A 25962-nucleotide genomic window follows, 5' to 3' on the forward strand; every position below is an offset into this window, starting at 1 on the left:
CCATGGCAATCCCTGTTTATCTTTGGCTGAAAGACGACGGTGGTGCGGACATCAAAGGTTCTGTGGACGTTCAGGATCGTGAAGGCAGCATCGAAGTGGTGGCACAGCAGCATAACCTGTACATCCCGACCGACAACAACACCGGCAAGCTGACCGGTACCCGTATCCATACCCCGTTCCTGTTCACCAAGGAAATCGACTCCTCCAGTCCTTACCTGTACAAGGCGGTGACCACCGGGCAGACCCTGAAGTATGCGGAATTCAAGTGGTACAAAATCAACGACGCGGGCCAGGAAGTGGAGTACTTCAACACCAAACTGGAAAACGTGAAAGTCGTGAAAGTGAATCCGGTAATGCATGACATCAAAAATCCTTCTTTCGAGAAGCACAACCACCTTGAGCAGATCGAACTGCGCTACGAAAAAATCACCTGGACCTATAAAGACGGCAACATCATTCATTCAGATAGCTGGAACGAACGCGCCACCGCCTGATTACGCGTCATATTTCGTGCCGCAGGTGCGTTGGCCGCACTCGTCCGCCCCGGTCACATAGTTATCTATGCTCCCGGGGCGGATGAGCTTGCCGCCTTCCTGCGACACGAACTATTTAGCGTAATCGACTGTGTGATGGCGTCGTGGGGGCGGCATTCTGGCCGCCCAAATTCGGCCGTGTTGCCTTGTTCGCGACCGTGATACGCATTCTGTCAGATGTCTGGTGATTTCATTCGCGGCGGGTGAAATCACAAGTCATTTCCTTCTTTCCTGCTGCCTTATGCGCTTTGGTTTACAGCGATGGGCGGTAGCGTGCCCCTAATCAGGAGATTTTTGCTATGGACAGTCAGTCAGCCGCGCTTCTGCGTCGTCTTAACCCATTCTGCGCGCAGGCACTGGAAGCCGCCGCCTCCCTGTGTCAGACCCGCGCGCATGCGGAAATTTTGCCGGAGCACTGGCTGCTGAAGCTGCTCGAACAGGGGGAAGGTGACCTGACGGTGCTGGCACGCCGCTATGAGTGGGATATGGATATGCTATGGCAGGATTTGCTTGCCTGGCTGGATAAACTGCCACGTTCAGTCCGTCAGCGTCCGCAATTGTCTGACACTCTTCAGACACTGATGCAGGAAGCCTGGCTGATTGCTTCTCTCAACGGTGAGGAACAGATCCGCAGCGTCCATCTGCTGATGGCGCTGGTTGATAAACAGAAACTGGTGCGCTGTGACGGGCTGTGGCCGCTGCTGACGCTGGGCCACAGTCAGCTGGATCGTCTGCGTCCGCTGCTTGATGGGCAGTCGGAGGAACGCCCGGAACGGCAACAGGCAGCGGAACTTGCGCAGAGTTATGGTGGTGAGGTGGAGTTTGTCGGGCACCCGGTCGGCGCGGCCATAAAGGACGGCGAACTCAATCCAGCGCTGCAGAACGCACTCGATAAATTCACGCTCGACGTTACTGCCAAAGCCAGAGAAGGCAAAATCGACCCGGTTTTTGGGCGCGATACGGAGATCCGCCAGATGGTGGATATTCTCTCGCGTCGCCGCAAGAACAACCCGATTCTGGTCGGTGAACCGGGCGTCGGTAAAACCGCGCTGGTGGAAGGCCTGGCTTTACGTATCGCTGAAGGCAACGTTCCGGAAAGCCTGAAGCCGGTTATTCTGCGCACCCTCGACCTCGGCCTGTTGCAGGCGGGCGCAGGCGTGAAGGGCGAATTCGAACAGCGCCTGAAAAACGTCATTGATGCGGTGCAGCAGTCCCCGGTACCGATTCTGCTGTTTATCGATGAAGCGCACACTATCATTGGCGCCGGCAACCAGGCCGGCGGCGCGGATGCCGCCAACCTGCTGAAACCGGCACTCGCTCGTGGCGAACTGCGTACCATCGCCGCCACTACCTGGTCTGAATACAAGCAATACTTCGAACGCGATGCCGCGCTGGAGCGCCGCTTTCAGATGGTGAAGGTCGACGAGCCGGACGACGACACCGCCTGCCTGATGCTGCGCGGACTGAAAGCCCGCTACGCCGAACACCACAACGTGCATATCACTGATGATGCAGTACGCGCAGCCGTTACGCTTTCCCGCCGCTATCTGACGGGCCGCCAGCTGCCGGACAAGGCGGTTGATTTGCTGGATACCGCCGCCGCACGTGTGCGGATGAGTCTTGATACCGTGCCAGAACAAATTGTGCGCCTGACAGCACAACTGACCGCACTGGCACTGGAAGCGCAGGCGCTGCGGGAAGATATCGCCGCCGGCAGCAACCGTCACGATGACCGCCTGGGTGTCATTGAGCAGCAGCGGACTGAACTGGAGACGCGCATCGAAGAGCAGGAAGCACGTTTCAGCCACGAAAAGGCGCTGGCACAGCAACTGATGATCAGCCGCCAGGACATCAGCCAGCAGGCTGACGTTGCCGACCTGCAACAGCAGCTTGAACAGGCGCAGCAGGGCGATGTGCTGGTTCAGGTGGATGTGGACACCCGCACCGTCGCGAATGTGATTGCCGACTGGACCGGCGTGCCGCTGTCTTCGCTGATGAAAGACGAGCAAACCGAACTGCTGACGCTGGAAAACGAAATCGGCCAGCGTGTGGTCGGGCAGGACGTGGCGCTGACCGCCATCGCCCGGCGCCTGCGCGCGGCGAAGACCGGACTCACGTCAGAGAACGGCCCGCAGGGCGTGTTCCTGCTGGTCGGTTCGAGCGGCGTCGGTAAAACCGAAACCGCGCTGGCGCTGGCGGATGTGCTGTACGGCGGTGAAAAATCGCTGATTACCATCAACCTGTCCGAGTACCAGGAGCCGCACACTGTTTCCCAGTTGAAAGGCTCACCGCCGGGCTACGTGGGTTACGGTCAGGGCGGCATCCTCACCGAAGCGGTACGTAAGCGCCCGTACAGCGTGGTACTGCTCGATGAGGTGGAAAAGGCGCACCGTGACGTGATGAACCTGTTCTATCAGGTGTTTGATCGCGGCTTTATGCGCGACGGCGAAGGGCGTGAAATTGACTTCCGCAACACCGTGATCCTGATGACCTCCAACCTTGGTAGCGACCATCTGATGCAGCTGCTCAGCGAACAGCCGGAGGCCAGCGAAGGTAATCTCCACGAGCTGCTGCGCCCGATATTGCGCGACCACTTCCAGCCGGCGCTGCTGGCGCGCTTCCAGACGGTGATTTATCGCCCGCTGGCTGAGGCCGCCATGCGTACCATCGTGGAAATGAAGCTGTCACAGGTCAGCAAGCGCTTACATCGTCACTACGGTTTGAACACGCACATTGATGAGAGCCTGTATGACGCGCTGACCGCCGCCTGCCTGCTGCCGGATACCGGCGCGCGCAACGTTGACAGCCTGCTCAATCAGCAGATTTTGCCGGTGCTGAGTCAGCAACTGCTGAGACACATGGCCGCCAGACAGAAACCACAGTCGCTATGGCTGAGCTGGAGCGAGGAAGAGGGGATCGGGCTGGAGTTTGACCGGACTGAAGGAGATAACGCATGAACACCCGTCTCCCGATCAGATTCAGCCACAGCCATCACCAGTTATCGGTGAAGGGATGTGAAGCCGGGCTCGATGTACTGGCGTTTGAAGGCGATGAAGCGCTCAGCCGGCCGTTCAGCTACCGTATTGAATTCACCAGCTCTGACCATGCAATCAGCAAAGAGATGATGCTGATGAAAGCGGCCTCCCTGACGCTGCAGGCCCCGGTTGACCAGGGTTACGGCATCAAAATGCAGCAGGCGGTGCGCACCCTTCAGGGCGTGGTGAGCGGCTTTGAACGCCTCAACACCTCAAAAGATGAGACCCATTATGCCCTGACGCTGCAGCCACGCCTGGCGCTGCTCGACCGTTCGCATCAGAACGCCATTTATCAGGACATGTCGGTGCCGCAGATTGTGGAAAAAATCCTGCGCGAGCGTCACACCCTGCGCGGTCAGGATTTTCTGTTCTCGCTCTCAAAAGAGTACCCGCGCCGTGAGCAGGTGATGCAGTACGGCGAGGATGACCTGCGCTTCATTACCCGCCTGCTGGGTGAGGTGGGTATCTGGTTTCGCTTTACCACGGATACACGTCTGAACATCGACGTGGTGGAGTTTTACGACGGTCAGCAGGGGTATGAAAAAGGCCTGACGCTGCCCTCAGTGCCGCCGTCGGGCCAGCATTCAGACGGAGTGGACGCGGTGTGGGGCATGGAGAGCCATCATAACGTGGTGCAGAAGCAGGTCAGCACCCGCGACTACAACTACCGCCAGGCCACGGATGACATGAATACCGAGGTTGATGTGACCCGCGGGGATGCCACCACCTGTGGAGATGCCTACCACTGGGGGGACAACTACCTTACCCAGGGTAATACATACGACCGCAATCCGGCTGCGGAGTCGGGGGCGTTCTATGCCCGCATTCGTCATGAGCGCTACCTGAATGGCCAGACCCGGACCCATGCCATCACCAGCTGCCTGACCCTCTCTCCGGGCCAGGTGCTCAACGTCACCGGTGGGTATGAAGTGGCCGAGGTGTTTGCTCAGGGCGTTGTCATCACGGCGATGCGCAGCCATGCGCGGCGTGACCGGGATTTTGAAGTGCATTTTGACGGGATCCCGGACAGCACGGATTTTAGTTTCCGTCCTGAGCCAGGCTCACGCCCGGTGATGGCCGGCACATTACCAGCCCGCGTCACCAGCACCACCGAGAATGACACCTACGGCCACATCGATAAAGACGGCCGCTATCGCGTCAACATGCTGTTTGACCGGGATAACCGGGAAACCGGGTTTGAGAGCCTGTGGGTGCGCCAGTCCCGCCCGTATGCCGGCGACACTTACGGTCTGCACCTGCCGCTGCTGGCGGGCACCGAAGTGGCGATTGGCTTTGAGGACGGTAACCCGGACCGGCCGTACATCGCCGGCGTGCTGCACGACTCGGCGCACGGCGACCACGTCACCATCCGCAACTACAAACGCAACGTGCTGCGCACGCCGGCGAACAACAAAATCCGCCTCGACGACGAGCGCGGAAAAGAGCATGTCAAGGTCAGCACCGAGTACGGCGGCAAGAGCCAGCTGAATCTGGGGCACCTGGTCGACGGCGAAAAGCAGAAGCGTGGGGAGGGTTTCGAGCTCAGAACCGACAGCTGGGGCGCCATCCGGGCACAGAAAGGGATGTTTATCAGCGCTGATGGCCAGACGAAAGCACAGGGCCAGGTGCTGGAGATGCAGCCGGCGGTCAGCAATCTGGGTGATGCCCGGGAGCAGATGACGTCCATCTCCGATGATGCGCAGAAGGCGACCGCGAACCCGGCCGATCTCCAGGCGCAAATTAAACTGCTGGAACAGCAGCTGACGGACCTCAAAAAATCGGTACTGCTGCTCAGCGCACCGGATGGAATGGCGCTGACCAGCGGACAACATCTGCAGGTATCTGCTGGTGAGAACCTGATAGCCACTGCCGGTAAAAATGCCGACGTCAGCGTGGTGAAAAATCTGTTCATCGGGGTAGGTAATGCCCTGAGTGTGTTTGTTCGCAAGCTGGGGATCAAGCTCATCGCGAACCAGGGGCCGGTGAAGATCCAGGCACAGAATGATTTGATGGAGCTCATCGCTCGTGGAGAAATCAGCGTCGTCAGTACTGAAGATCGTATCGAAATTATTGCCAGGAAGCAGGTCACGATCAACGGGGGTGGAAGCTATATCACCCTTGATGCCAATGGTATTGAATCTGCCACTCAGGGTGAGTACCGGACTAAAGCCGGGCACTACGGGCGAAAAGAAAAGGCCAGCAAACAAGAAGACTTTCCGAATGTGGCTGCTGAAACCACAGAACCTTCCAGTAAATTCATATTTTCCTGACAGGGAGTCAGTCTATGATTATCAGCCCACCGCTTCTTAAAGCGAAAGAAGCTCATGAAACTGATGTGGCCTGGATTGAGAGAGTGATGACCGTTGTTGATGGTCGTGATTTTCCGGTAAACATCTATGGCTCGTGGCATGGTGGGATCCATATCCATCACACTGACGAGGGAAGGCCTGCGGAGAAAGTGCGGGCGATTGCAGATGGCACCGTCGTTTCACTGCGTAATAGCTCCGACAAACGTGATCAGGCACCACTGAATCTCAATGCTGATAAGCCGAACTCTAAAGGCAGTGATGATGGTTATGTGCTGATAAAGCATGAAACTGAGATCGGCAGCGGTGATGAAGCAAAAGTAGTTTTCTACTCCCTCTACATGCACCTGAAGTCGCTGGCTGAAACTGTTAAGGAAGGTGAGAAAGTTTATCGTAAAGATCCGTTGGGTACTCCCGGGGTGGTGGATGGAGTGAATGCGTTCCACTTCCAGGTATTCTGCGACGACGACAACACCAGTAAGCTCACAGGCAGGAAAACAGGAGAGCTGGATATTTCGAAGAATGGCCGCACTGATGCGGTTTACGGTGATATTCATTTTTATCTGCCTCCGCAGACAAAGTTTTATGACAAGGCCCCAGCAGATAACAGCACGTCTATCACCGGACTTTCTGAGCTCTATACCAGCAATGCGCCTCTGTATGCCAGCATGACTCTGGCCCAAGGCAACTGTACGATGGTAACGCGGGAGAAAAATACGCAGGTTGATGAGAAATATGATCTGCTGGGCGAGCCACTGGTGAATGCTGATGGCAAAGACTACGAATATAATCTCTATAAAACCGCGATGCGGAATTATAAGGAGAGCCCAAGTGCCGGATTCGAATTACTCCGTTTTGGACGGGTAATCAATACTGAGCATGAAACACTGGTGCCGGCAGACGCGCCATTATGGATGACGGTCAGTTACCCGGGAGGAAAAGGGGTGGTCAATCTTGCTGACTCCAGCATTAAAAAGTTTAGTGACGCTGATTTCCCTCACTGGACGGGCTGGCAATTGGTCGATGACGATAGTGACAGCGACAGCCAGTGTAATTCAGCCGCTATCAAGAAACTACAGGAAAGCGGTGAGTTCGATAACCAGTGCGGAAAGTTAATCTGTCATTTCCCGTTCGAATGGGAAAAAAACACAATCGACACCCGCTTCTCGTGGCTGAAAATGGGTAGTGAAGAGCATGATCCGATGACGCAAGAAGATTATGCAAAATTCAAGGCTCATGCCGAAGCGTTGTGTTTTGACTCTGCGGAACTTAGTAGCGGGAGCTTGTGGCATTTTGAACCAAAGGCATTTATTGAACATTTTAGGAATTGTAGTTGGATGAGTCTTGATGAGTTAGCCTCCACATTTCCGAAGTACTTATTTTACTCATCAAGCGGCAACCCAAGAACGGCTCAAAAGCAGCCTGCAAGCGTATATTCAATAAATCATACCCATGCTAAAAGTAGAATTGAGTCACATTATGACTCTTTGAATTTAAATATTAGAAAATATATTGGAGGAGATAAGAAAAGAATATCATTCTTCTTACCTCAGACATTACTAGAAACTGCGCAGTGGAGAGATTTAGGTGGCAGCAGAAGGTTATTACATGAGTGGGGGTTTGGTCGTTATAACTCAGTGAATCCAGCCACAGAGTATTATACTGTTTTTTATGGCAGAGGGATTATGCAACTTACATGGGCTGGACTGTATAAAACCTACGGTGAATACCGAAGTTTTCCAAATCACTCAGGCTCATATACTGATAGATTACACACTGATACCCCTAGGCTTACTGCAGTCTCAACTCATTATACAGTCCATCCCGATGATGGTGGTACTTTGTTCCGATGGTCTCCAGGATTTGATCCCGATATTGTGGCTGAAGATTCATACAACGCTTGTGATTCTGGAGGCTTTTATTGGGCTTCAAAAGTCTATAAACACAAAACGTCAATGAACAGAGTCGCAGATGAAGATTTTACTGCGGACAATGTTGGGTTAATTAATCGTTTGGTTAATGGAGGGTCCAATGGATACTATGAAAGGCAAGCGTACTCAAAATTTATAGGGCTTTATTTGATGGATGAAGTAAATACTAACACCACGGTTAGCGTAAGTCCTACTGGAAAGTCTCGCATTGTTGTAGACTTAATAAAATCATAAAGGTATTACTATGAAATATGCTTTTTTCTTTTTGTTCATTTTTACCAAAATTGCATTTGGTTGTGATGATGATATTTTAGATGTTAATAGTGCAAAAAAAATTTCTGCTAAGGTTTTGCTGAAAGATAATGCTTCGTTGGAAGTATCAGTTTCAGAAGCCGGCAAGGAAGTTAATCAAGAAAATGTTGATGTGTCATCGGAGAAAAAAAATCACATTACATTTGAAGATTACAATCGTGATGGCTATAAAGATTTTAGTATTTGGCATCTGGATGAGGGAATGGGCACTTATAAAATTTATAGGTTTTTTGTCTTTTCTCCTGCCGACAACAAGTTCAAAGAGATAAAGCCAACATGCGGCGATGACTTTGTTAACGTAAGAATTGAAGGTCATGATCTGATTAATATGATTTATGACGATAACACTCCAAAGTCATGCTCTATCCCCCTCAAAAGTCTTAAATAACTGCATTCGATATGTAAAAGAGATATATAGAGTTAAAGATATATTTAATTGAAGAATTGTATCAATGATCGAAGCCTGGGGAAAAGTTAAATTTCATAGTCATTAGGGCATCCATGTAGGTATGTAAGCACAGAATATAATGTTATGAAAAAATTTTGCATGCCATTCATTATCGGTTTCGGTTTTTTCTCTATGGCTTCTGTTCTTACTGCTAATGCAGGATTTGTATCTGTAACCAGAACCCTGTCATCTGATTCAAGTGCCGACATTTCGTCGTCATCCAATTTTGATGCATGCAATATGCATTTTATTGATTTTAAATACCCCGCATTGTCTGATGATGAGTACTTCCAAAAAAATCACCAATATCGGAGTGGACTTGCATGTATTCTGGTGAAGCATTTGAAGCAGGATATGATGTACAGCAGGTTAACAACAAGGGGGTCAGTGTTAGTGCCGCTGATAATAAAATTGTTTATGACTGCAAGAATAAGGTATGGAAATCAATTCCGGATGCTACATATGTGAAAAATGGGAAGGCAAATCATCTGTCTCTATTTCAGGTTAAAAGCAAAGATGTATCTGGTTTTATGGCTGTTAATGCCATGGCGAAACTTAAAGATGGAACGCCAGGCCAGAGTGTTTATTTTTGTTTAATACATAAAAATAATGCCCTATGTGGTTCTGGTGTTAATTCTTCGGATAATAAAGGTGAAGATCTATCTAAAGAAACATTGAAATTGCTTGAGAGCATTTCATTTGATGATGACTAGCCTTAGTTAAAGTTTGGAAATTTTAAAGCATGAGAGTGTGAATGTCGTATTCCCTGAAAGATCTTCCGAAATGTTATCCCCGGCAAGTATCACCTAAAATATCCCGTTGGCTTGCCGTATTGGTTGCGATGCTGGTCATCAGCGTGATTCTTATGCGGATATTCGGACGATACATCGATAACAGTCACTTCTGGATGCTGGCTATAGGTATACCATTAGTTGTGTGGATTGTGAGTTTCACTATTCGCATGTGGGCCTGGTCATTACAGGACAGTAAAGCGAATGGTTTTGACCGGCGTCGGGAGCAATGGATCTTGAGTGAAACCCGCAGGGCTCGTCGTGCGCTTCAGGTGTTGAATACGACATTTATTACAGCCCATGTGGAAGATGAACAGCGTTCTGTCGCTGATGATATGCTCAATAATCACAGCATTATCATTTCGCAGTCGGACTGGAAAGGCGAAAAAAGCAGGAGGCTAAGCCGTATTACGGCAGAACCAGAAGATACTCCTGGATTGGTCATCTCACGTCTGTTCTCTGAGCTCATTGCAGATCTTCCCGTTCACCAGTTTCCGGAGAACGCTTCGCTTGTTGTCATCCTCGATGCCTCGTCATCTCTGTCACTCCCTGCTGTCAGAAATATCTGGCAGGAAGCCTGGCAGGAGAGTGGCATAACCTGCGCGTTTGAGTACACAGACAGCAATGGCCTGGGGGTAGTCAGCCACTGGCTGGATCACCGCTTTAAAGATGATGCAATGTTATTGATTGTTGGTCTCCAGATTGATCCGGTTATTTCAAACAATACTGCTGAAGCAGCCGTTGCTCTGCTTCTTGGCAACCGCCTGACCCAGAAGACACTTGAACCTCTCGCGTTGCTACACCGGCCAGATGCTGCTCCAACCGGTGAATTGAGTGAGGGGATGAACATGGCCGCTTATAACGTCCCGCTTAAAGAAAATATCGTGAAAAATTTATGGCTCGCCGGGCTGAAAGGTGAGCAGCGTGCAGAAGTTATTAAGTGCCAGAATGCGCACCCAGCGCAGTCTGTAGAGGACGAAGCGGTCGTTTCGCTCGATATCTCCATGGGACATGCCGGTGCCGCGGCCCCCTGGCTGGCTATCGCCGCCGCCACTGAAATCGCCCGACAAACTCAGTCACCACAGATGATTATCTGCGGTGATACCACACAGAATGTGCTGTGGAGCACGCTCATTACCCCGATTGCTTCCCGACAGGAGATGGATCCGTGAAGCTACCTTTAGCACCGAAGACTACGGAAGGCCGCTATCTTGCTGTCGCATTGATTTTCTTTTTGCTGTTAGCCGTTATGACGCTCATGGTCTGGAAGCATCCGGATATAGCCGGGATTGAAGACGGTAGTCAGCAGCAAATTTACTGGCTTATTGCCGGCGGATGTATTTCAGGCTGTGCCCTTATCGTATCCGTGGTGCTTCTGGCGGCGGTGCGTAGTGCCGGTAAGCAGGAGTTTAATGCGCTTGTCGACAACACCAAAGGTGATGATGAGAAAAAGCAACGGGAAAATGATAAAGCACCTGTTCACCCTGCGGTGGCCATGTGTAACAAGATTCGGGGACATCTCCGCGCCCGTATTGGCCTTTACTGGCGTCGTAAAACCCGTCTGTTATTAGTCACTGGCGATGAGGCAGCAATCGAACAGCTGATTCCTGGCCTGAAGGAAAACCAGTGGCTGGAAGGTAACCGTACCGTTCTGATTTATGGCGGCAGCCTGACTGCTGAGCCCGATAAGGAAGAATACACCGCGCTGCGTAAACTGCGCCGCGGGCGCCCGCTGGACGGGATTGTCCGCGTCATGCCGCAGTCGTTTAATCTGACTCCGCAAATCAGTGACAACGATTTACGCGGCCTGGAAAAAATCAGCGAACTGCTGCGCTATTCCGCCCCGGTTTATTTGTGGCAGCTGTGCGACAGCGCCTGGTCGCAGGCAAAACGCACTGAACAGACGGTAGGAGCTACTTTTCCTCTGCGTGCTGAGCCTGACGATATTTGTCGTCAGCTTGAACGGATGCTGTCTGGCCTACGGACGCAGGGGGTGAGTCAGGTCGCTGAGAACAACGGCCACGACTTCCTGCTGCGTCTGGGTCAGCACCTCAAAGACGGCGGTATCGCCCGCTGGGTCCAGCAACTGGTGCCATGGCTGACAGCCTCCCAGCAGCGCGTTCCGCTGCGTGGTCTGATGTTCAGCCTGCCGGACAGTCACTCTATTCATCCGACAGAGGGAACAGCCGACGCTGAGAAATATATCCCGCAATCACAACGCCATGCGCTGACTTTGCCAGTGACCTGGCAGGGCATCGTGGACGACTGTATCCGTGTTCGTGGCCGCCGAGTCGGTATGGCGTGGGAACAGACGCTTGCCTGGACGCTGATGGCCATCATGGGTATCTGGGGTGCGGGAACGCTGCTGTCGTTCGCGGTCAACCGTCAGCAGATCGTTTCTGTTGCTGAGCAGGCCCATGCCCTGGTGGAGCATCCTGCGGTATCGGATGAGCAGCTGACGGCGCTGCATACGCTGCGTAATCATGCCGGCCGCCTGCAGCACCGTATTCAGGAAGGCGCTCCCTGGTATCAGCGCTTTGGCCTGGACCATAACCCGCAGCTGCTCGATGCATTGCTGCCCTGGTATGGCGTGGCGAACAATCGCCTGATCCGCAATCCGGCCAGTGCTGCGCTGACTAAAAAACTCAATGCGCTGGCGAATTCCGAACCGAACAGCGATCGGCGCGCTCAGCTGGCGACGCTGGGCTATGACCAGCTGAAGGCCTGGCTGATGATGGCGCGTCCGGATAAAGCCGATGGCGCGTATTACGCCCAGACCATGAAAACTGTGCAGCCGACGCGAAAGGGCATTTCAACCGGTCTGTGGCAAAGCCTGGCGCCGGATTTGTGGGCTTTCTACATCAACGAACTGCCCGGGCAACCACAGTGGAAAATCACCCCGGATGCGCAGCTGGTGAGCCAGAGCCGCCAGGTTTTGTTGCAACAGATTGGCCGGCGCAACGCCGAAAGCACGCTGTATGAAAACATGCTCACATCGGTGCGGCGTAACTTTGCCGATGTGTCGCTGGAAGACATGACCAGCGGTACTGATGCCCGCCGCCTGTTCACCACTGATGAAGTAGTACCGGGCATGTTTACCCGGCAGGCGTGGGAGGGCGGTATTCAGCAGGCTATCGAAAAGGCCGCCAACTCCCGTCGGGATGAAATTGACTGGGTGCTGAGTGACAGCCGGAAAGCGGTCTCTTCAGACCTGTCGCCGGAGGCCCTGAAAGCACGTCTGACGCAACGTTACTTCACCGACTTTGCCGGTAGCTGGCTCAGCTTCCTTAACAGTCTGCGACTTAATCCTGCTAACAACATCGCAGACGTTACCGACCAGCTGACGCTGATGAGCGATGTCCGCCAGTCGCCACTGATTGCCCTGATGAATACGATTGCCTGGCAGGGGCAGACCGGCCAGCACAGCGAAAGTCTGTCGGATTCCATTATCAAATCGGCTAAAGATCTCGTAAGTGGACAGGACAAGCCAGCGATTGACCAGTCTGCATCAGGGCCGCAGGGCCCGCTGGATGACACCTTTGGCCCACTGCTTCAGCTTTTAGGTAAAAACAAAGGCAGCAACGTTATGTCGGCGGACACTTCACTGAGCCTGCAGACGTATCTGACACGCATCACCCGCGTGCGCCTGCGCCTGCAGCAGGTGGCCAGCGCCTCTGATCCGCAGGCAATGATGCAGACTCTGGCGCAGACCGTGTTCCAGGGCAAAAGTGTGGATCTGACCGACACCCAGCAGTACGGCAGTCTGATTTCAGCAAGTCTGGGCGAAGAGTGGAGTGGTTTTGGCAGCACGATGTTTGTCCAGCCTCTGACTCAGGCCTGGGAGACCGTGCTTCAGCCGTCGGCGGCGAGCCTGAATGATAAATGGAGCCGCTCGATTGTCGCCAACTGGCAAACTGCCTTTGACGGACGTTTCCCGTTTGCCGCCAGCAAAAGTGATGCCTCTTTACCCATGCTGGCTGAATTTGTGCGCAAGGACAGCGGGCGTATCGAGCGCTTCCTGACGACAGAGCTCAACGGAGTGCTGCACAAAGAGGGCAGCCAGTGGGTGCCGGATAAGGTCAACAGCCAGGGGCTGAGCTTTAACCCGGCCTTGCTGCGGGCGATTAATCAGCTGAGCCAACTGTCAGACATTCTGTTCACCGATGGCAGCCAGGGCATCAGCTTTGAGCTGCAGGCGCGTCCTGTACCGCAGGTAGTGGAAACCCAGCTGATTATTGATGGACAAAAGCTGCACTACTTCAACCAGATGGCCGACTGGCAGAGCTTCCGCTGGCCGGGTGACACTTACAAGCCGGGGTCGATGCTGACCTGGACCTCAGTCAACGCCGGGGCGCGTCTGTACGGGGATTACAGCGGAACCTGGGGCTTTATTCGCTGGCTGGACCAGGGCAGACGCCAGCAGCTTGACCGCAGCCAGTGGATGATGAGCTTTACTGCCCCGGACGGTCGCACTTTGCAGTGGGTGCTGCGCTCACAACTCGGAAAAGGTCCGCTGGCGTTGCTGGATCTGCGTGGTTTCACGCTGCCGGATCAGATATTCAGTGTCGACAGCGCAGCCACCGCGCAGGCGCTGATGGCTGACACCGCAAACAGTGACATGGAGGAGGTCGAAGAATGAGCACACTGCAGAATCTGGTCACCGCCTGTCAGGCTGACGAAACTGAGCTGCGGCGGCAGGCGCAGACATGCACGGAAAACTGGCAGCCCTGGCTTGCGCCGGTAAGTGGTATCTGTCCGACCGGTGAAGACCCGGGCTATGATGATGATTTTCAGCGTATCCGTGAAGAGGTCAATAAGCTCTCCGGCATTGATACCGGGTTGATTTGTACGCTTGCCGAAAAACTGCTGACCACTGCGGCCAAAGATATCCGCATTGCGACTTATTACTGCTGGGCGCGCCTGCACCAGGACGGCGAAGCCGGTTTTGCCGAAGGACTTGAGCTGCTGGCGGGATTGCTACAGCGTTATGGCACGCAGCTTCATCCTCAGCGCGAGCGGAGCCGTAAACCGGCGCTGGAGTGGCTCGCAGGCTCCCGCGTTCTGGACAGCCTGTCACTCTGGCCGGAAGTGATTCGCGACCATGCACTGCGCACTGCCGGTGCGCTGCTGCTGTTGCGCGACAGCCTGGATACAGAGCCGGAAGCATCGCGGCCAGAGCTGAATGCCTTGTACAGCGCGCTGGAATCCCGCCTGATAAAGGCCGGTGGTGTGGATGCCGTGGTACCGCAGAATGCAGGTGATAAGGCTCCGTCACAGTTCTCCACGCCTGTGACGGAGCCAGATGCGCCAGTGCTGAGCCGCATCACCTCCGGTCAGGATTTGCTGGCCCAGGCCCGCACCCTGACCGGATATCTGCGTGAGCAACCCGATGGCTGGCTTGCCGCCCACCGGCTGATGAAAAGTCTGCGTCATGACACGTTGCACAGCATTCCTGCCCCGGATGCACAAGGCAAAACCCGTATAGATCCGCCTCGCGCAGACCAGCGTGCCATGCTCAAACGTCTGTATCTGCAGCAGAGCTGGGGCGAAATACTGGAGCAGGCAGACAGCGCCTTTTCGCGTGGCGCTAATCACCTCTGGCTGGATTTGCAGTGGTATATCCACCAGGCGCTGATGAAATCGGGGCAGGAGGTGCTTGCCGGGATCATCGCCGCCGACCTGAAAGGATTACTGCGTCGCCTTACCGGGCTTGAAACCCTGGCCTTTAATGACGGTACGCCGTTTGCCGATGAAGTGACGCTGAACTGGATAAACCAGAGCGTACTGGACGACATTTCCGGCTGGCGGGATGAGCCGGTCAGCGCCGCCAGCACGGATGACAACGATATTCTGGCGCTTGAGCCGGAAGCGCTGGATAAAGCCGACACCGACGGTCTGGATGCCACGCTTCGCTGGCTACAGACACGCCAGGGCACCGACTCGACAAAAGACAGATGGTTGCTGCGTTTGCTGATGGCCCGCGTGGCCGAGCAGAAGGGCAAAAATGAACTGGCCCTGCATCTGCTGGGAGAGCTCGACAGTGCCGCACAGTCAATTACCCTCACGCAGTGGACACCGGCATTGCTGTTTGAAGTGAAATCGCGCCGCCTCAGACTGCTACGCATGAAAGCCACACGCAGTGAAACTGATAAATCACGGTTACAGCCAGAGATGGACCAGCTTCTGGCGGGTCTGATTGCGCTCGATCCGGCAAGCAGTGCAGTGCTTTGCGGCTAACCCGGACAGAATTCAGCTAAAGGGAAAAATATGGCAGCGGAAGGCTTTTATCTGGTGCAGGGCGACAAAACGACCTGCGGTGGGAGAATTACCACAGGTGCAGAGGATCATACTCTGTTTGATAAACCTGTGGCCCGGGAGCAGGACAGTGTGACCTGCGGGAAGCATGCCGGACTATTCAAGATAGCCGGTGGCATCGACAACGATACCATACACGACAGGCGAATGGCCGGAACCCTCGACAGCTACAGTACCTGCCCCTGTAAGGCGAAGTTTATTCCATCGATGATGAATGATACGTACGAGAAGAGCAGTGGAGCTTCCGCTGGAGAATCGGCAGCAGGCTTTACAGCGGCTCCGACGCAAACTTCTCCTGAATTGCCTGGTTATCTGACCGGTGAGCAAAAGCCGACAGGGTTTGTGCCTGATTACCCGGCATTACGTAATACACGTAACTTCCCGGATAGTAAGTTAAGGGCCATGCTACAGGCCAATAGCCAGGAAGTTATGCTACTTACCCTCGGCGAAGTATATGAAATACTGTCGTCATGGGGGGTTTACAAAAATGGTTGGGTGGACCTGACACAAAGTCAGCCGGGACAGATTGCAGTAAATTATGGCCTGGGTATTAAAGATGCCATTACAACAACCATGCTTATTGCCGATTTAAAACTGTATGACATTAAATCTACAGTGTACGTAAATAAAAATGGAACTGAGCTCATAAAGCTTACTGGATATGCAGGGATACGAAAAATATTAAACGCACCTGTATATGCGCTTAAAAATCCCAAGGTCGTCAGCTTGGGGATTGGGAAGTTTGGTGTTAAAAGTGCCATTGCCGAAGGCACTGTTATAACATTTTATTTCGCTCTCGCGTATCGTACTATTGATTTCATAATGAATGATGATACCAGTCTGGCTGAATTTATAAGCTCGCTGGCAACAGATGTTGTAAAAATCGGTATAGCGTCTGCTGTCAGTTGGGGGGCCGGTGCCTTATTGACAATGACTCCATTTGTTATTGGCCCGATCGTGGCTGTCGTACTTGTTGGTCTTGGGGCGAGCATCGCATTGAACGTACTTGACGATCACTTTAAAGTTACTGATAAACTAGTTGAATTTATTGAAAATGCACAACAGGAGTTTGTTGATAAAGCTCGCGAGATAGAGGACGGATTCTGGGATCTTGGAGCTATGTATCTGGATGGGATGCTACGGACCGGGAGAGAGTTTGTGATTGCAGAAACCAGGAAATACCTGCGTGAAACGCTACAAGAAATTATTCCAATGGATTATTAATAATGTATCCTCTTAAACAACGTGTAATTGCATTTTTCGGGGTGGTATTCTTCCTGGTGATTTCTATCGGGATTTCATATCTCGGTATTTTTAAGTTGCGTGAATACCTTTCTTACCCCGATGTCGTTAACTTTTCTTTTTGGGTGACTTTTGCTGCCGCATTTTTCTTTTTTTTCTCACCGTTATTGGTGGTGGTTTTTCCTGTTATTTTTACCGGGAGGCAGATAACCATTGCATCAGGTAAAAAATTACTGAAAACCACGTTTATTATCCTGGGGTTAACTTTCCTGGGGATGTTTATCTTTCAAGAAAAATACACAACATCTTTAATGCATAAAGGTTACACAGAATGCCAGGGGATCCCTTCGGGTTGGATGCCTGGCATGGCAAGAAAATATGCCATAAAGCCATCCCTTTGTATTCAGCATTGAAGGTTCTCTTGACTCTATGATTACCCGTGCAGGCTCCCGGAGTCTGCTTCAGTGTTTAACACGCAGCAATTTACTAAGCAGAATAAATATGGATGACTTAACCCTGCGTTATTACGACGCTGAAATGCGCTACCTGCTGGAAGCCGGTGAAGAGTTTGCCCGTGCTCACCCCGAGCAGGCGGCAATGCTCAATCTCGATAAAGCAGGTGCGCGCGACCCGTACGTGGAGCGGCTGTTCGAGGGCTTTGCCTTCCTGATGGGCCGGCTGCGCGAGAAGCTTGATGACGACCTACCTGAACTGACCGAAGGGCTGGTCAGCCTGCTGTGGCCACATTACCTGCGTACCATTCCGTCCATGTCGGTGGTGGAATTCACCCCTGACTGGCGCGAGATGAAAGAGCCGATGCGCATCGTCAAAGGTTTTGAGGTGAACTCGCGGCCGATCGGCGAGAAGGGCACGCGCTGCCGGTATACCACCACCAAAGAGATGACTCTTCAACCGTTGTCGCTGGAACATGCCCGTCTGTCGACTGACCCTGACGGGCGTTCGGTTATCAATCTGCGTTTTCACTGCAGTGACCTGGCTGACTGGACGCGCATCGACCTGAGCTGTATTCCGCTGTATTTCAACGCCGATGCGCCGCTTGCCTGTGCCATGCATGAAGCCTTCACCATGAATGTCGCCCGCCTGTGGCTGCGCCTGCCGGGTGACATGGACACAAGACCGCTCGACGGGTATTTCACCGCGCTGGGCTTTGGCGATAACGACGACCTGTGGCCGAAGGGCAGCAGCAGTTTCAGCGGCTATCAGCTGTTGCTGGAGTATTTCACCTTCCGCGAGAAATTCATGTTCACGGGCCTGCGTGGGCTGGAGACCGTGGTCTTTCCGGCTGAGCTCCCCTGGTTTGAAATCGACGTGGTGCTGGCGGCGCGCTGGGAACATGACTTCAGCTTTACCGAAAAGCATCTGCGCCTGAACTGTGTGCCGGTGATTAACCTGTTCCCGCTGGAGTCAGACCCGCTGACGCTCAACTCCCTGCAGACCGAATACATGCTGCGTCCGATGCGCGTGCAGGATGGTCATACCGAGATTTATGCGGTGGATTCGGTGATGTCATCCAGCCAGCATACCTACGTGCCGTTTTCGAGCTTTCGCCACAAAGGCGGCATGATGCGCCATCAGGCCCCCGAATATTACTACCACACTCGCGTACGTCGCGGTCCGTCCGGACTGCATAACACCTGGCTTATCCTTGGCGGTGAAGCGTTTGATAACCACACGGTGCCGGAAGACGAAAGCCTGTCGCTGACGCTCACCGGCACCAACGGCCAACTGCCACGACGAGCTCTGCAGAGCACGGTGCTTGATACGGTGATGAAAACCACCTCAGCCAGTATCGCCGTGCGTAACCTGTGTGCGCCGACACTACCCTGTTATCCACCGGCGCAGGACCGTTTCCACTGGCGCGTGCTGAGCCATCTCGGCAGCGGATTCCTGTCGATGATGGACAACGCCGACGTGCTGCGCGGGACGCTGGCGCTGTACGAATGGACCGACAGTGAGATGAACCGCCGTCGGCTGGAAGCCATTATTGACGTGAAGCACCGCGAAACCGAGCGTTTCGAACAGGGCTATCTGGTACGCGGTGTGCAGATTGAGGTGACGCTGGACAGTCACGGCTTTGCCGGGCGCGGCGACATCTGTCTGTTCGGCGAGATGCTGAGCCGCTTCTTTGCGCTGTATACCGATATCTATCTGTTCAACCGCCTGATTATCATCCTGCAACCGACCGGAGAGCGCCTGGAATGGGAAGAGAAGCACAACCGCCGCATTCCCGGCTGACCCCGCGGCTGGAAGCCGACCTTCACCGCATCAACTTTTACCGCTTATGCCAGCTGCTGGAGAAGCGTAATCCTGGCAGGCCGCTGATGGGCTCGACCAGCCACCCGGCGGATGACCCGGTGCGGTTTGCGCCACATCCGGGGATGGGATTTCCGGCCAGCGAATTGAAGGCTGTCGAATATGACGAGGAGGATGACAGCAAGCCACCGCTCATCCGCACGACCTTTATGGGGATGTACGGGGTTGATTCCCCCTTGCCGACCGCCTATCTCGATGACATCACTCAGCGTCGCGAAGGTCACGAAGCGCTGCAGGGTTTTCTGGATATCTTCAGCCACCGTATCCTGACGCAGTTTTACCGTATCTGGCGTAAATACTCCTACCCGGCCACCTTTGAGCCCGGCGGTACTGATACTATCTCGCAGTCACTGCTGGGTCTGGTGGGACTGGGGATACCGGGCACCGCAGAGCACATCGCCACCCCGGTGTCCCGATTTCTGGCGCTGCTGGGTGTGCTGCAACAGCCAGGTAAAACCCAGGAGGGAATACAGGCCCTGGTGAGCCTGCTGGCACCCGACACGACGGTGCAGGTGAGCCCGTATTGCCTGCGACCAGTGGCAGTCAGCCAGCCGCTGGGCTTTTACGGCGATGACGATTTTCTGCTGGATGGCAACACACCGCTGGGTGAAGAGGCGATGGATGCCAACAGCCAGCTGCTGATTGCTCTGTCCACCGATAACGAGCAGGAATCACAGGGCTGGAAACCGGACGGCCTGCTGTATCAGGACTTTATGGTGATGCTGCGGGTGTATCTCGGCTGGCGCTTTAAAGCAAAAATCACCCTGACCACCCGAATCCGCCTGCTGGTTGCGCCGCCGCTCGGCGAAGGCCCATTCTGGCTGGGGATGAATGGCGTTCTGGGCGCGCAAGACGAAGATATCCCGGAGGATTTTCCGCAGACCTTTACCACGGAACTGGGTTATTACGCCGGGCTGGAGCCTGCATCATCACAACAAGGAAACCGACGTGTTACGTACAAGTTTGATTAAATCCGCATGCTTGCTTCCTGCGCTACTGGCGTTCAGCCTGGCGGGGTGTGGAGTGACGCAGGGGATCACCGATGGCACCAAATCGGCATTTAACGCCGTGTTTTACAAAAAGATTAAGGTGCTTCACCTGGATTTCACCGCCCGTGAGGCGCTGAACACTGATTCCCGTGAAAGTAACTCGCTGTCTGAGCCGGTGGTTATTCGTGTCTGGCAGCTGAAAGACCGTAAAACCTTCGACAAAACGGTCTATCAGCAGCTCCTCAGGGATGGCGACACGATCCTGAAAGCCGATCTGCTGGCGACCCGGGATGTAGTGGTAAAACCTGGCGGTGATGCGAACCTCGATATGCCAATGGAAGAAGATGCGCAGTTTGTCGCCGTGGCAGGGCTGTTCCGCCATCCGGATAGGGTTAACAACACCTGGAAGCTGGTCATAGGGCGTGAAGACCTCGACCCGGATAAGCCGCGCATTCTGGAAGCCGGTAACAACCATCTGACGCTGCAACCGCTCAAGGACGACTGATGCCCCAGGGACATAACACACCTTCGCTGTATGAAATGCTCACCGGCAACTTCACTGGCGGCCTGGCTCTCGATCAGGTCAGCGAACAAAATCAGGTGATTTTGTCCGTGCTCGATAACATGCAGCGCATCCTCAACTGCCGCGCCGGCACGCTGGCGCATTTGCCGGACTATGGTCTGCCCGATATGACCAAAATCCTTCAGGGCATGCCGGGTACTGCCCATGAGCTGATTGGCACCCTGTCTGCTGTTCTGCTCAGGTATGAGCCGCGCCTGAAAAGTATCAGAGTGGTACTGCTGGAGCAGAATGTCCCCGGCGAGTTGCGTTATGCCATTGATGCTGAATTGAAAGGCATTGGCCTCGTACGCTATGGCACCGAGTTTATGCCCGAGGGACGTGTTCTGTTGAGGCATCTTAAGCAGCAGCAGTATCTTGCTCACCAGGCCAGAGTTTAGCCCAGTTAGTGAATGAATATCCGTAACAAAAACTGGCAGCAAGTGATGTCGTGCGATGGGCATGATTCGGACGTCCCATGAATTATCAAAATGGCTAAATACGGCCGGACCTTATGTGTGAAAAAATGACATTAGAATGCAGGAAATGGAGCCACTTAGTAATACATAAACAAAACTATATGTTGATTTTTCTTTGCTGTAGCAAGCTGTGCGTCAGCATCTACTGTTATTTTTTTTATTATAGATCAGGTGCTGATATCTCCATCATAATGTCTGCCTTGTTAATTCTTGTCGCCACTCACGAGTGCAAATCCATGTCAATAAATAGGGAGCTACTATTTTTTTGATTGTAATTTAATGATGTGAAATGAAATTGCGCTGATTTCCTTAGTAATGAGAAAGTATTTGATGCATTGAAAATATAGCAAGTAAACCTGTGTAAATCCCATCCTGAAATCTGAAGGTGTTTCTGTTCGCCAAAGTGAATCATTTAACCAATTGAAAGTAGTGTGACCTATCAGATGGCAATGATAATCCAAATAAATTGAATGTTTAATCAATTTTTCGGTGCTTAATGTTGATTTTTTTACTCAGTAACCACTGCGCCAGAATGTTGTTATCGTGGAGCATGTGTTGTAATCAGGATATCAGAAATATAGGGGCTTAAGACCGTCTTGCCCCGGTTGATGTCCGAATTATTAAAATGGCCAACTTATCATCGGTGGCAGATAAAAGGACTGATGTTATAAAAGTTGATCACTGATGCATTCATTGCTGAATGATAGGTGATTTCAAATAGGTGTATTAAAAAGAGAGATGGTAATGAAAAAAGTAAAGTTAATGATAGTAGTGGCGTGTTTCCTTTCGTCTATATTTGTAGCCGCAGTTGCCAGTGTTAATCACGATGGTGAACCATCAGCGCCATACAATTTAAGGTGGGGTATGAGTTACGATGAGGCAAGGAATATTCCGTTGTACTCATTAGAAGTCCAGGATATTAACTACGCAGGGATGGATCCTAACCTAATCTCTGCAGTGGTAGAACCATCTGAATTGAATGCTAATGAATTCCAGCATGTGATTTTATATTTTGACAAGAAAGCCGGACTGATAGGTGCCGTATTTACAGCATCAGTCGATGAACAGCATGATAACAAAAATAAATTAGCGAGAGTTGATAATGGAAAAGAGGGGCTTGAGATTTATCAAAAACAAACTAAATTTCTGAAAAATCAATATGGTCTGGCTAAAAATAAAGAAGAGACAGTTACTGACAAGAGGAATTTTTATAAAAGCCTTTCTGAATGTAAGAGAAAACAGAAGGAGTGGTATACTAAAGGTCTGGATGTTAGCAAAATAACAAATTGCCCAAAATGGCAGAGCGACTACGAAAAAGGCCGCACAGTTGTCTTGCTTACACTTGAACCATATCAAATAACAACGCAATATATATATAAGTAAAGGGAAGCTCATGGATAAAATTAAAAGGGTCGCGATTTCTGCTTTTTTTTGTGGTGTTTTCTAGTGTTATGTCTTCCGGATGCATACCTATAATCAATACTGCAAAAAATATTAAAAATAATACATTGACACTTTCCGATCATGCTCGGGCAGTTTCAGCAATGGACAACGGGGATCTAAAATCTGCAGAAGGATTCCTTACAGGAAATCTTTATCCTCATCGTTACAGACCAATCAGCGGCGCAGAATCCTGGGGGAGTTTGCAATATCGTGCTGCAAAAATAGTTGCAACAGCTAAAGATAACGGAAGAACAGTGCAAAATGATGCACTTTATTTATCGTATCTTAGCTTGTTTAATGCTGAAGAAGGATTGCCGGAGCATCCTGAAATCATGCTTGGTTATATGCATAAAGCAATGGCTATGTTGCTGGCAGACCCGCATTTGCTTGACCATGTTAATTCTGCACACGCCAGTGAATTACCCAGTCAATTTGAACTTGAGCGCTATGCAATATGGCAATATTTAAGTGATGGTGGCGAGGTTAATTGGAAGAAAACAAACGAAAATGGACAAGGGAGATATATTGCTGGCATAAGTTATCGAGAGTGGAATATTCGACTAAGAAAAGCAATTTGGAATCGAGGTGATAAATTCCTGAGCAATATAGGTAAAGCTCAGTTCATTGGTGAGTCAATAGATTATTCCCTTTTTCCTGTTGTTGTTTGCGTATCAAGGCTAAAAGGATGGTCCCTGACGCTGCCTGATAACTATCCTAAACAGAATTTTAGAGGGGGTGGTGATTTTGATTGGAAAACTTGTAAAAATATCTAAATCAGTAAGCACTAATCATTCCCTTCATTGGTTGTCACTATTACTTTAAAAATGGATGAAAAATGCAGCGCATTGCTATTGCCGAACCCAAAATATTCGTAAGAATAACTGGCAAAGTAAATGCGACCAGCTGATTAGGAAAAGAGAGGCTTACTCTGCCTTTAGTGAGAAAATCACCTTTCTGGAACTTGAAGATAATGCTGCCTGGGAAGGCGTCAGGCAGTAGTTTCTGGATAAAGTTGTCCTGCTGAAAAAGCGCAGGAAGACAAAGAGTATCAGGCTGAGATTAAGCATCAGATGCGGGAAGAGAAACAGCGTCAGGATGAGTTGGACCAGCAACAGCGCGAAGCGGAAGAGGAAGAGTAACGTCTTGCTGAGCAGCAGTGTTTACAGGAAGAAGCCCTGCTCGCTGCCGAAGGTGCCCACAGGGAAGAGCTGGAAAGGCAGCGCCTGGCGCTGGAGCAGAAAATTCAGGAGGTACACCAGCAATATGAACGTGTCAAATCTATGGTTCAGCTTCCAAAACAGGGACATGTGTATATGATTTCGAATATTGGATCCTTCGGTGAAAATGTCTTCAAAATTGGCATGAAATGACGACTGAAACCCAAGAAGCGCGTAAAAAAACGAGTGGAACTGCCGTACCTTTTTATTTTGATGTTCACGCTATGAGTTCATGCGATGACGCACCCGCACTTGAAAAGACCCTGCATGAATATTTGGAAAGTTACCGGATTAACAGGATCCACCTGCGTAAAAAGTTTTTCCGCATCGTACTCAGTCGCATTATCGATGAAGTGGAACGCCATCATGAGCTGGTGGAATACCTTGCAGATCCGATAGCTTTGCAGTATTTGCAAGCCCTTGAGTATGTAGAAAGTTAAGCCGCATAAATAATAATTGCCATTGCTTCAACTACGCCATATGGATATCTGGCCATGAACAATCTTTCCCAACGTAAAGTTAAAACCGGCAGCGACCCGCGTAAGCTGCCGGATTATGCTGCTCTGCGTGAAGAGCTGAGCAAATTGACCCATCCGGCACGGCCAGATATAGACTGGCTTTATGTTGAACAACGCTGTCTTTCGCTGTTCGAACAAAACGGAGTGGAGTTGCAGACCGCGGCCTGGTACACGCTTGCCCGCCTGCAACTGGCTGGTTTGATCGGATTGAATGAAGGTCTGGCGCTACTGGAAGCGCTGGTGAGTCATCAATGGGGTGTGCTGTGGCCGCAACCGATCCACGCGCGCATGGACATTCTCACCAGCCTGAGCCAGCGCGTGCAGCAGCAGATGCGCACCCTTTCCCTGAATTATGACGATCTGAGTCAGCTTTATCGTGCTGAACAACTGCTTACCCGCCTGGGGACCGTGTTACAGCGGCTGGAGCTTAAACATCTTAGCCAGCTTGATACATTGCGTGCTCTGATGCACAACAGTGCCGCCAGGCTGGAAAGCCGTGACGATACGACCAGCGACATCTTGCCCGGCACCACGCTAGATAACGGGGCGATATCCGCACACCCGCATGAAACGAAAACCCCGCATAGCGCCAGATGGGTGTATGTCGCGCAGCAGCAACATCAGCCAAAGATAAAGGTGCAGACAGCGGCGCTGTCCCGTAGTAATAAGTGGCAATTTTTCAGTGCCGGGATGTTTACCATGCTGCTAATCAGCATGGCCGCGGTGGGCGGCTGGCAATATCTGCACCGGCCCGATCCACTGCAGGCTCAGCTGGTGGCATCGCTGGCTCCTGTGCCCGCCACACTCACGTCACAGCAGCGGGATGTGCTGCGGCAGCGGACGTCCTTACCATCAGCCTTGATCGCCGACACGCAGCAGCAGTTATCTCGTCTGGAACAACTCGCGCCCGACTGGAATATTGCGTATGGCCAGCAGCTGGTGGAGCAGGCGCAGGTGCTGTGGCCGGAACAGGCGGGTTCGTTATCAGCTCGGTGGCAGCATCAGCTTGAGGCCAGCACGTTGCCAGCGCAAAACCTTGCGGCCTGGCATCAGGGGATGATGAAGCTGGCACAGTTAAGCGAGCGGCTGAATGGCCTGGATGAGCAAAAAGGAAAATACATCACGGTGAGTGAGCTGAAGTCCTCGGTATTTGTCATGATGACCCGTTTTCAGCAGGCTGAGCCCATTGAGGAACAATTGCGGCAAATTCACTCGCTACCAGCCAGTGCGCCCCAGCGGCAACAGCTTATCCGCCAGCTCGAACAGCACCTGCGATCGCAGATTTACACCTTGTGGCAGATGAAAAACAGCGTTGGGGTAGCAGAGGGAGAGGACCAATAAGCGAAGCGGTAAACCAAAGCAGAAGAGTCGTTACTGGTGTCCCCTGCAGGAATCGAACCTGCAACTAGCCCTTAGGAGGGGCTCGTTATATCCATTTAACTAAGGAGACGTGCGGCGCGCAGTATAGCGCACCGTGCAGGGGATTTTAACCGTGGGCCGCCTGTTTGCT

18 protein-coding genes, 1 tRNA gene and 1 pseudogene are annotated in these 25962 nt (G+C 52.2%); 19 read left to right on the forward strand and 1 reads right to left on the reverse strand.

Annotated features, from left to right (window positions below; genetic code table 11):
* The first annotated feature begins 2 nt into the window (after positions 1-2).
* The 19 genes and pseudogenes from hcp (at position 3) to F3J36_RS10275 (ending at position 25793) form a co-directional block, all read left to right on the forward strand.
* Positions 3-494, forward strand: coding sequence for a type VI secretion system effector Hcp (hcp, locus tag F3J36_RS10185; protein ID WP_166719616.1), 492 nt, complete (start codon positions 3-5; stop codon positions 492-494).
* Positions 495-832: 338 nt separating this feature from the next.
* Positions 833-3490 (forward strand): type VI secretion system ATPase TssH, encoded by a 2658-nt coding sequence (gene tssH, locus F3J36_RS10190; RefSeq protein WP_166719617.1) that lies wholly within the window; start codon positions 833-835, stop codon positions 3488-3490.
* Positions 3487-5838, forward strand: coding sequence for a type VI secretion system Vgr family protein (locus tag F3J36_RS10195; RefSeq protein WP_166719618.1), 2352 nt, complete (start codon positions 3487-3489; stop codon positions 5836-5838). The genes tssH and F3J36_RS10195 overlap by 4 nt, the downstream gene beginning before the upstream one ends.
* Positions 5839-5852: 14 nt before the next feature.
* The gene (locus F3J36_RS10200; protein WP_166719619.1) at positions 5853-8039 is read left to right on the forward strand and encodes a M23 family metallopeptidase; all 2187 of its coding nucleotides are present in this window, start codon (positions 5853-5855) and stop codon (positions 8037-8039) included.
* A 10-nt stretch (positions 8040-8049) separates the two neighbouring features.
* Entirely contained in the window at positions 8050-8505 is a 456-nt protein-coding gene (locus F3J36_RS24195) for a hypothetical protein (RefSeq protein WP_247653168.1), read from the forward strand.
* Positions 8506-8888: 383 nt separating this feature from the next.
* Positions 8889-9278, forward strand: a complete 390-nt coding sequence (locus F3J36_RS10210) for a hypothetical protein (protein WP_166719620.1) — start codon at positions 8889-8891, stop codon at positions 9276-9278.
* Positions 9279-9319: 41 nt separating this feature from the next.
* On the forward strand, positions 9320-10528 hold the full coding sequence (locus F3J36_RS10215) for a hypothetical protein (protein WP_166719621.1): 1209 nt from the start codon (positions 9320-9322) through the stop codon (positions 10526-10528).
* The gene (locus tag F3J36_RS10220) at positions 10525-13995 is read left to right on the forward strand and encodes an ImcF-related family protein (RefSeq protein WP_166719622.1); all 3471 of its coding nucleotides are present in this window, start codon (positions 10525-10527) and stop codon (positions 13993-13995) included. Before F3J36_RS10215 ends, F3J36_RS10220 begins: the two co-directional genes overlap by 4 nt.
* Entirely contained in the window at positions 13992-15593 is a 1602-nt protein-coding gene (tssA, locus tag F3J36_RS10225; protein ID WP_166719623.1) for a type VI secretion system protein TssA, read from the forward strand. The genes F3J36_RS10220 and tssA overlap by 4 nt, the downstream gene beginning before the upstream one ends.
* A gap of 30 nt (positions 15594-15623) precedes the next feature.
* On the forward strand, positions 15624-16895 hold the full coding sequence (locus F3J36_RS10230; protein WP_166719624.1) for a PAAR domain-containing protein: 1272 nt from the start codon (positions 15624-15626) through the stop codon (positions 16893-16895).
* A gap of 2 nt (positions 16896-16897) precedes the next feature.
* Positions 16898-17326: a hypothetical protein gene (locus F3J36_RS10235; RefSeq protein ID WP_166719625.1), complete on the forward strand. Its 429-nt coding sequence runs from the start codon at positions 16898-16900 to the stop codon at positions 17324-17326.
* A gap of 88 nt (positions 17327-17414) precedes the next feature.
* Positions 17415-19169 carry a type VI secretion system baseplate subunit TssF gene (tssF, locus tag F3J36_RS10240; RefSeq protein ID WP_166719626.1) on the forward strand — a complete coding sequence of 585 codons (1755 nt, stop codon included), beginning with the start codon at positions 17415-17417 and terminating at the stop codon, positions 19167-19169.
* Positions 19133-20218, forward strand: a complete 1086-nt coding sequence (tssG, locus tag F3J36_RS10245) for a type VI secretion system baseplate subunit TssG (protein ID WP_166719627.1) — start codon at positions 19133-19135, stop codon at positions 20216-20218. The genes tssF and tssG overlap by 37 nt, the downstream gene beginning before the upstream one ends.
* Positions 20196-20741 (forward strand): type VI secretion system lipoprotein TssJ, encoded by a 546-nt coding sequence (gene tssJ, locus F3J36_RS10250; protein WP_166719628.1) that lies wholly within the window; start codon positions 20196-20198, stop codon positions 20739-20741. Before tssG ends, tssJ begins: the two co-directional genes overlap by 23 nt.
* Positions 20741-21196: a type VI secretion system baseplate subunit TssE gene (gene tssE, locus F3J36_RS10255; RefSeq protein WP_132464946.1), complete on the forward strand. Its 456-nt coding sequence runs from the start codon at positions 20741-20743 to the stop codon at positions 21194-21196. The genes tssJ and tssE overlap by 1 nt, the downstream gene beginning before the upstream one ends.
* Before the next feature lie 822 nt (positions 21197-22018).
* Positions 22019-22657 (forward strand): hypothetical protein, encoded by a 639-nt coding sequence (locus F3J36_RS10260; protein WP_166719629.1) that lies wholly within the window; start codon positions 22019-22021, stop codon positions 22655-22657.
* 68 nt (positions 22658-22725) lie between these two features.
* Entirely contained in the window at positions 22726-23490 is a 765-nt protein-coding gene (locus tag F3J36_RS10265) for a transcriptional regulator (protein ID WP_247653169.1), read from the forward strand.
* A 103-nt stretch (positions 23491-23593) separates the two neighbouring features.
* A pseudogene (locus F3J36_RS24200) lies at positions 23594-24374 on the forward strand (GIY-YIG nuclease family protein); the annotation flags it as partial.
* 54 nt (positions 24375-24428) lie between these two features.
* Positions 24429-25793 (forward strand): VasL domain-containing protein, encoded by a 1365-nt coding sequence (locus tag F3J36_RS10275; RefSeq protein ID WP_166719630.1) that lies wholly within the window; start codon positions 24429-24431, stop codon positions 25791-25793.
* Between the two features lie 34 nt (positions 25794-25827).
* On the opposite strand, the gene F3J36_RS10280 is transcribed toward F3J36_RS10275, so the two are convergent.
* Positions 25828-25902, reverse strand: a tRNA-Arg gene (locus F3J36_RS10280).
* Between the last annotated feature and the right edge of the window lie 60 nt (positions 25903-25962).

Source organism: Pantoea sp. Cy-640 (assembly GCF_011752635.1).
Lineage (GTDB): Bacteria > Pseudomonadota > Gammaproteobacteria > Enterobacterales > Enterobacteriaceae > Pantoea > Pantoea dispersa.

Coding starts and splice junctions, on each gene's coding strand:
- hcp (WP_166719616.1), top strand. CDS start 3: ATGGCAATCCCTGTTTATCTTTGGCTGAAAGACGACGGTGGTGCGGAC.
- tssA (WP_166719623.1), top strand. CDS start 13,992: ATGAGCACACTGCAGAATCTGGTCACCGCCTGTCAGGCTGACGAAACT.
- F3J36_RS10200 (WP_166719619.1), top strand. CDS start 5,853: ATGATTATCAGCCCACCGCTTCTTAAAGCGAAAGAAGCTCATGAAACT.
- F3J36_RS10235 (WP_166719625.1), top strand. CDS start 16,898: ATGTATCCTCTTAAACAACGTGTAATTGCATTTTTCGGGGTGGTATTC.
- F3J36_RS10210 (WP_166719620.1), top strand. CDS start 8,889: ATGTATTCTGGTGAAGCATTTGAAGCAGGATATGATGTACAGCAGGTT.
- F3J36_RS10260 (WP_166719629.1), top strand. CDS start 22,019: ATGAAAAAAGTAAAGTTAATGATAGTAGTGGCGTGTTTCCTTTCGTCT.
- tssH (WP_166719617.1), top strand. CDS start 833: ATGGACAGTCAGTCAGCCGCGCTTCTGCGTCGTCTTAACCCATTCTGC.
- F3J36_RS10215 (WP_166719621.1), top strand. CDS start 9,320: ATGTCGTATTCCCTGAAAGATCTTCCGAAATGTTATCCCCGGCAAGTA.
- tssG (WP_166719627.1), top strand. CDS start 19,133: ATGGGAAGAGAAGCACAACCGCCGCATTCCCGGCTGACCCCGCGGCTG.
- tssE (WP_132464946.1), top strand. CDS start 20,741: ATGCCCCAGGGACATAACACACCTTCGCTGTATGAAATGCTCACCGGC.
- F3J36_RS10275 (WP_166719630.1), top strand. CDS start 24,429: ATGAACAATCTTTCCCAACGTAAAGTTAAAACCGGCAGCGACCCGCGT.
- tssF (WP_166719626.1), top strand. CDS start 17,415: ATGGATGACTTAACCCTGCGTTATTACGACGCTGAAATGCGCTACCTG.
- F3J36_RS10265 (WP_247653169.1), top strand. CDS start 22,726: ATGTCTTCCGGATGCATACCTATAATCAATACTGCAAAAAATATTAAA.
- F3J36_RS10195 (WP_166719618.1), top strand. CDS start 3,487: ATGAACACCCGTCTCCCGATCAGATTCAGCCACAGCCATCACCAGTTA.
- F3J36_RS10230 (WP_166719624.1), top strand. CDS start 15,624: ATGGCAGCGGAAGGCTTTTATCTGGTGCAGGGCGACAAAACGACCTGC.
- F3J36_RS24195 (WP_247653168.1), top strand. CDS start 8,050: ATGAAATATGCTTTTTTCTTTTTGTTCATTTTTACCAAAATTGCATTT.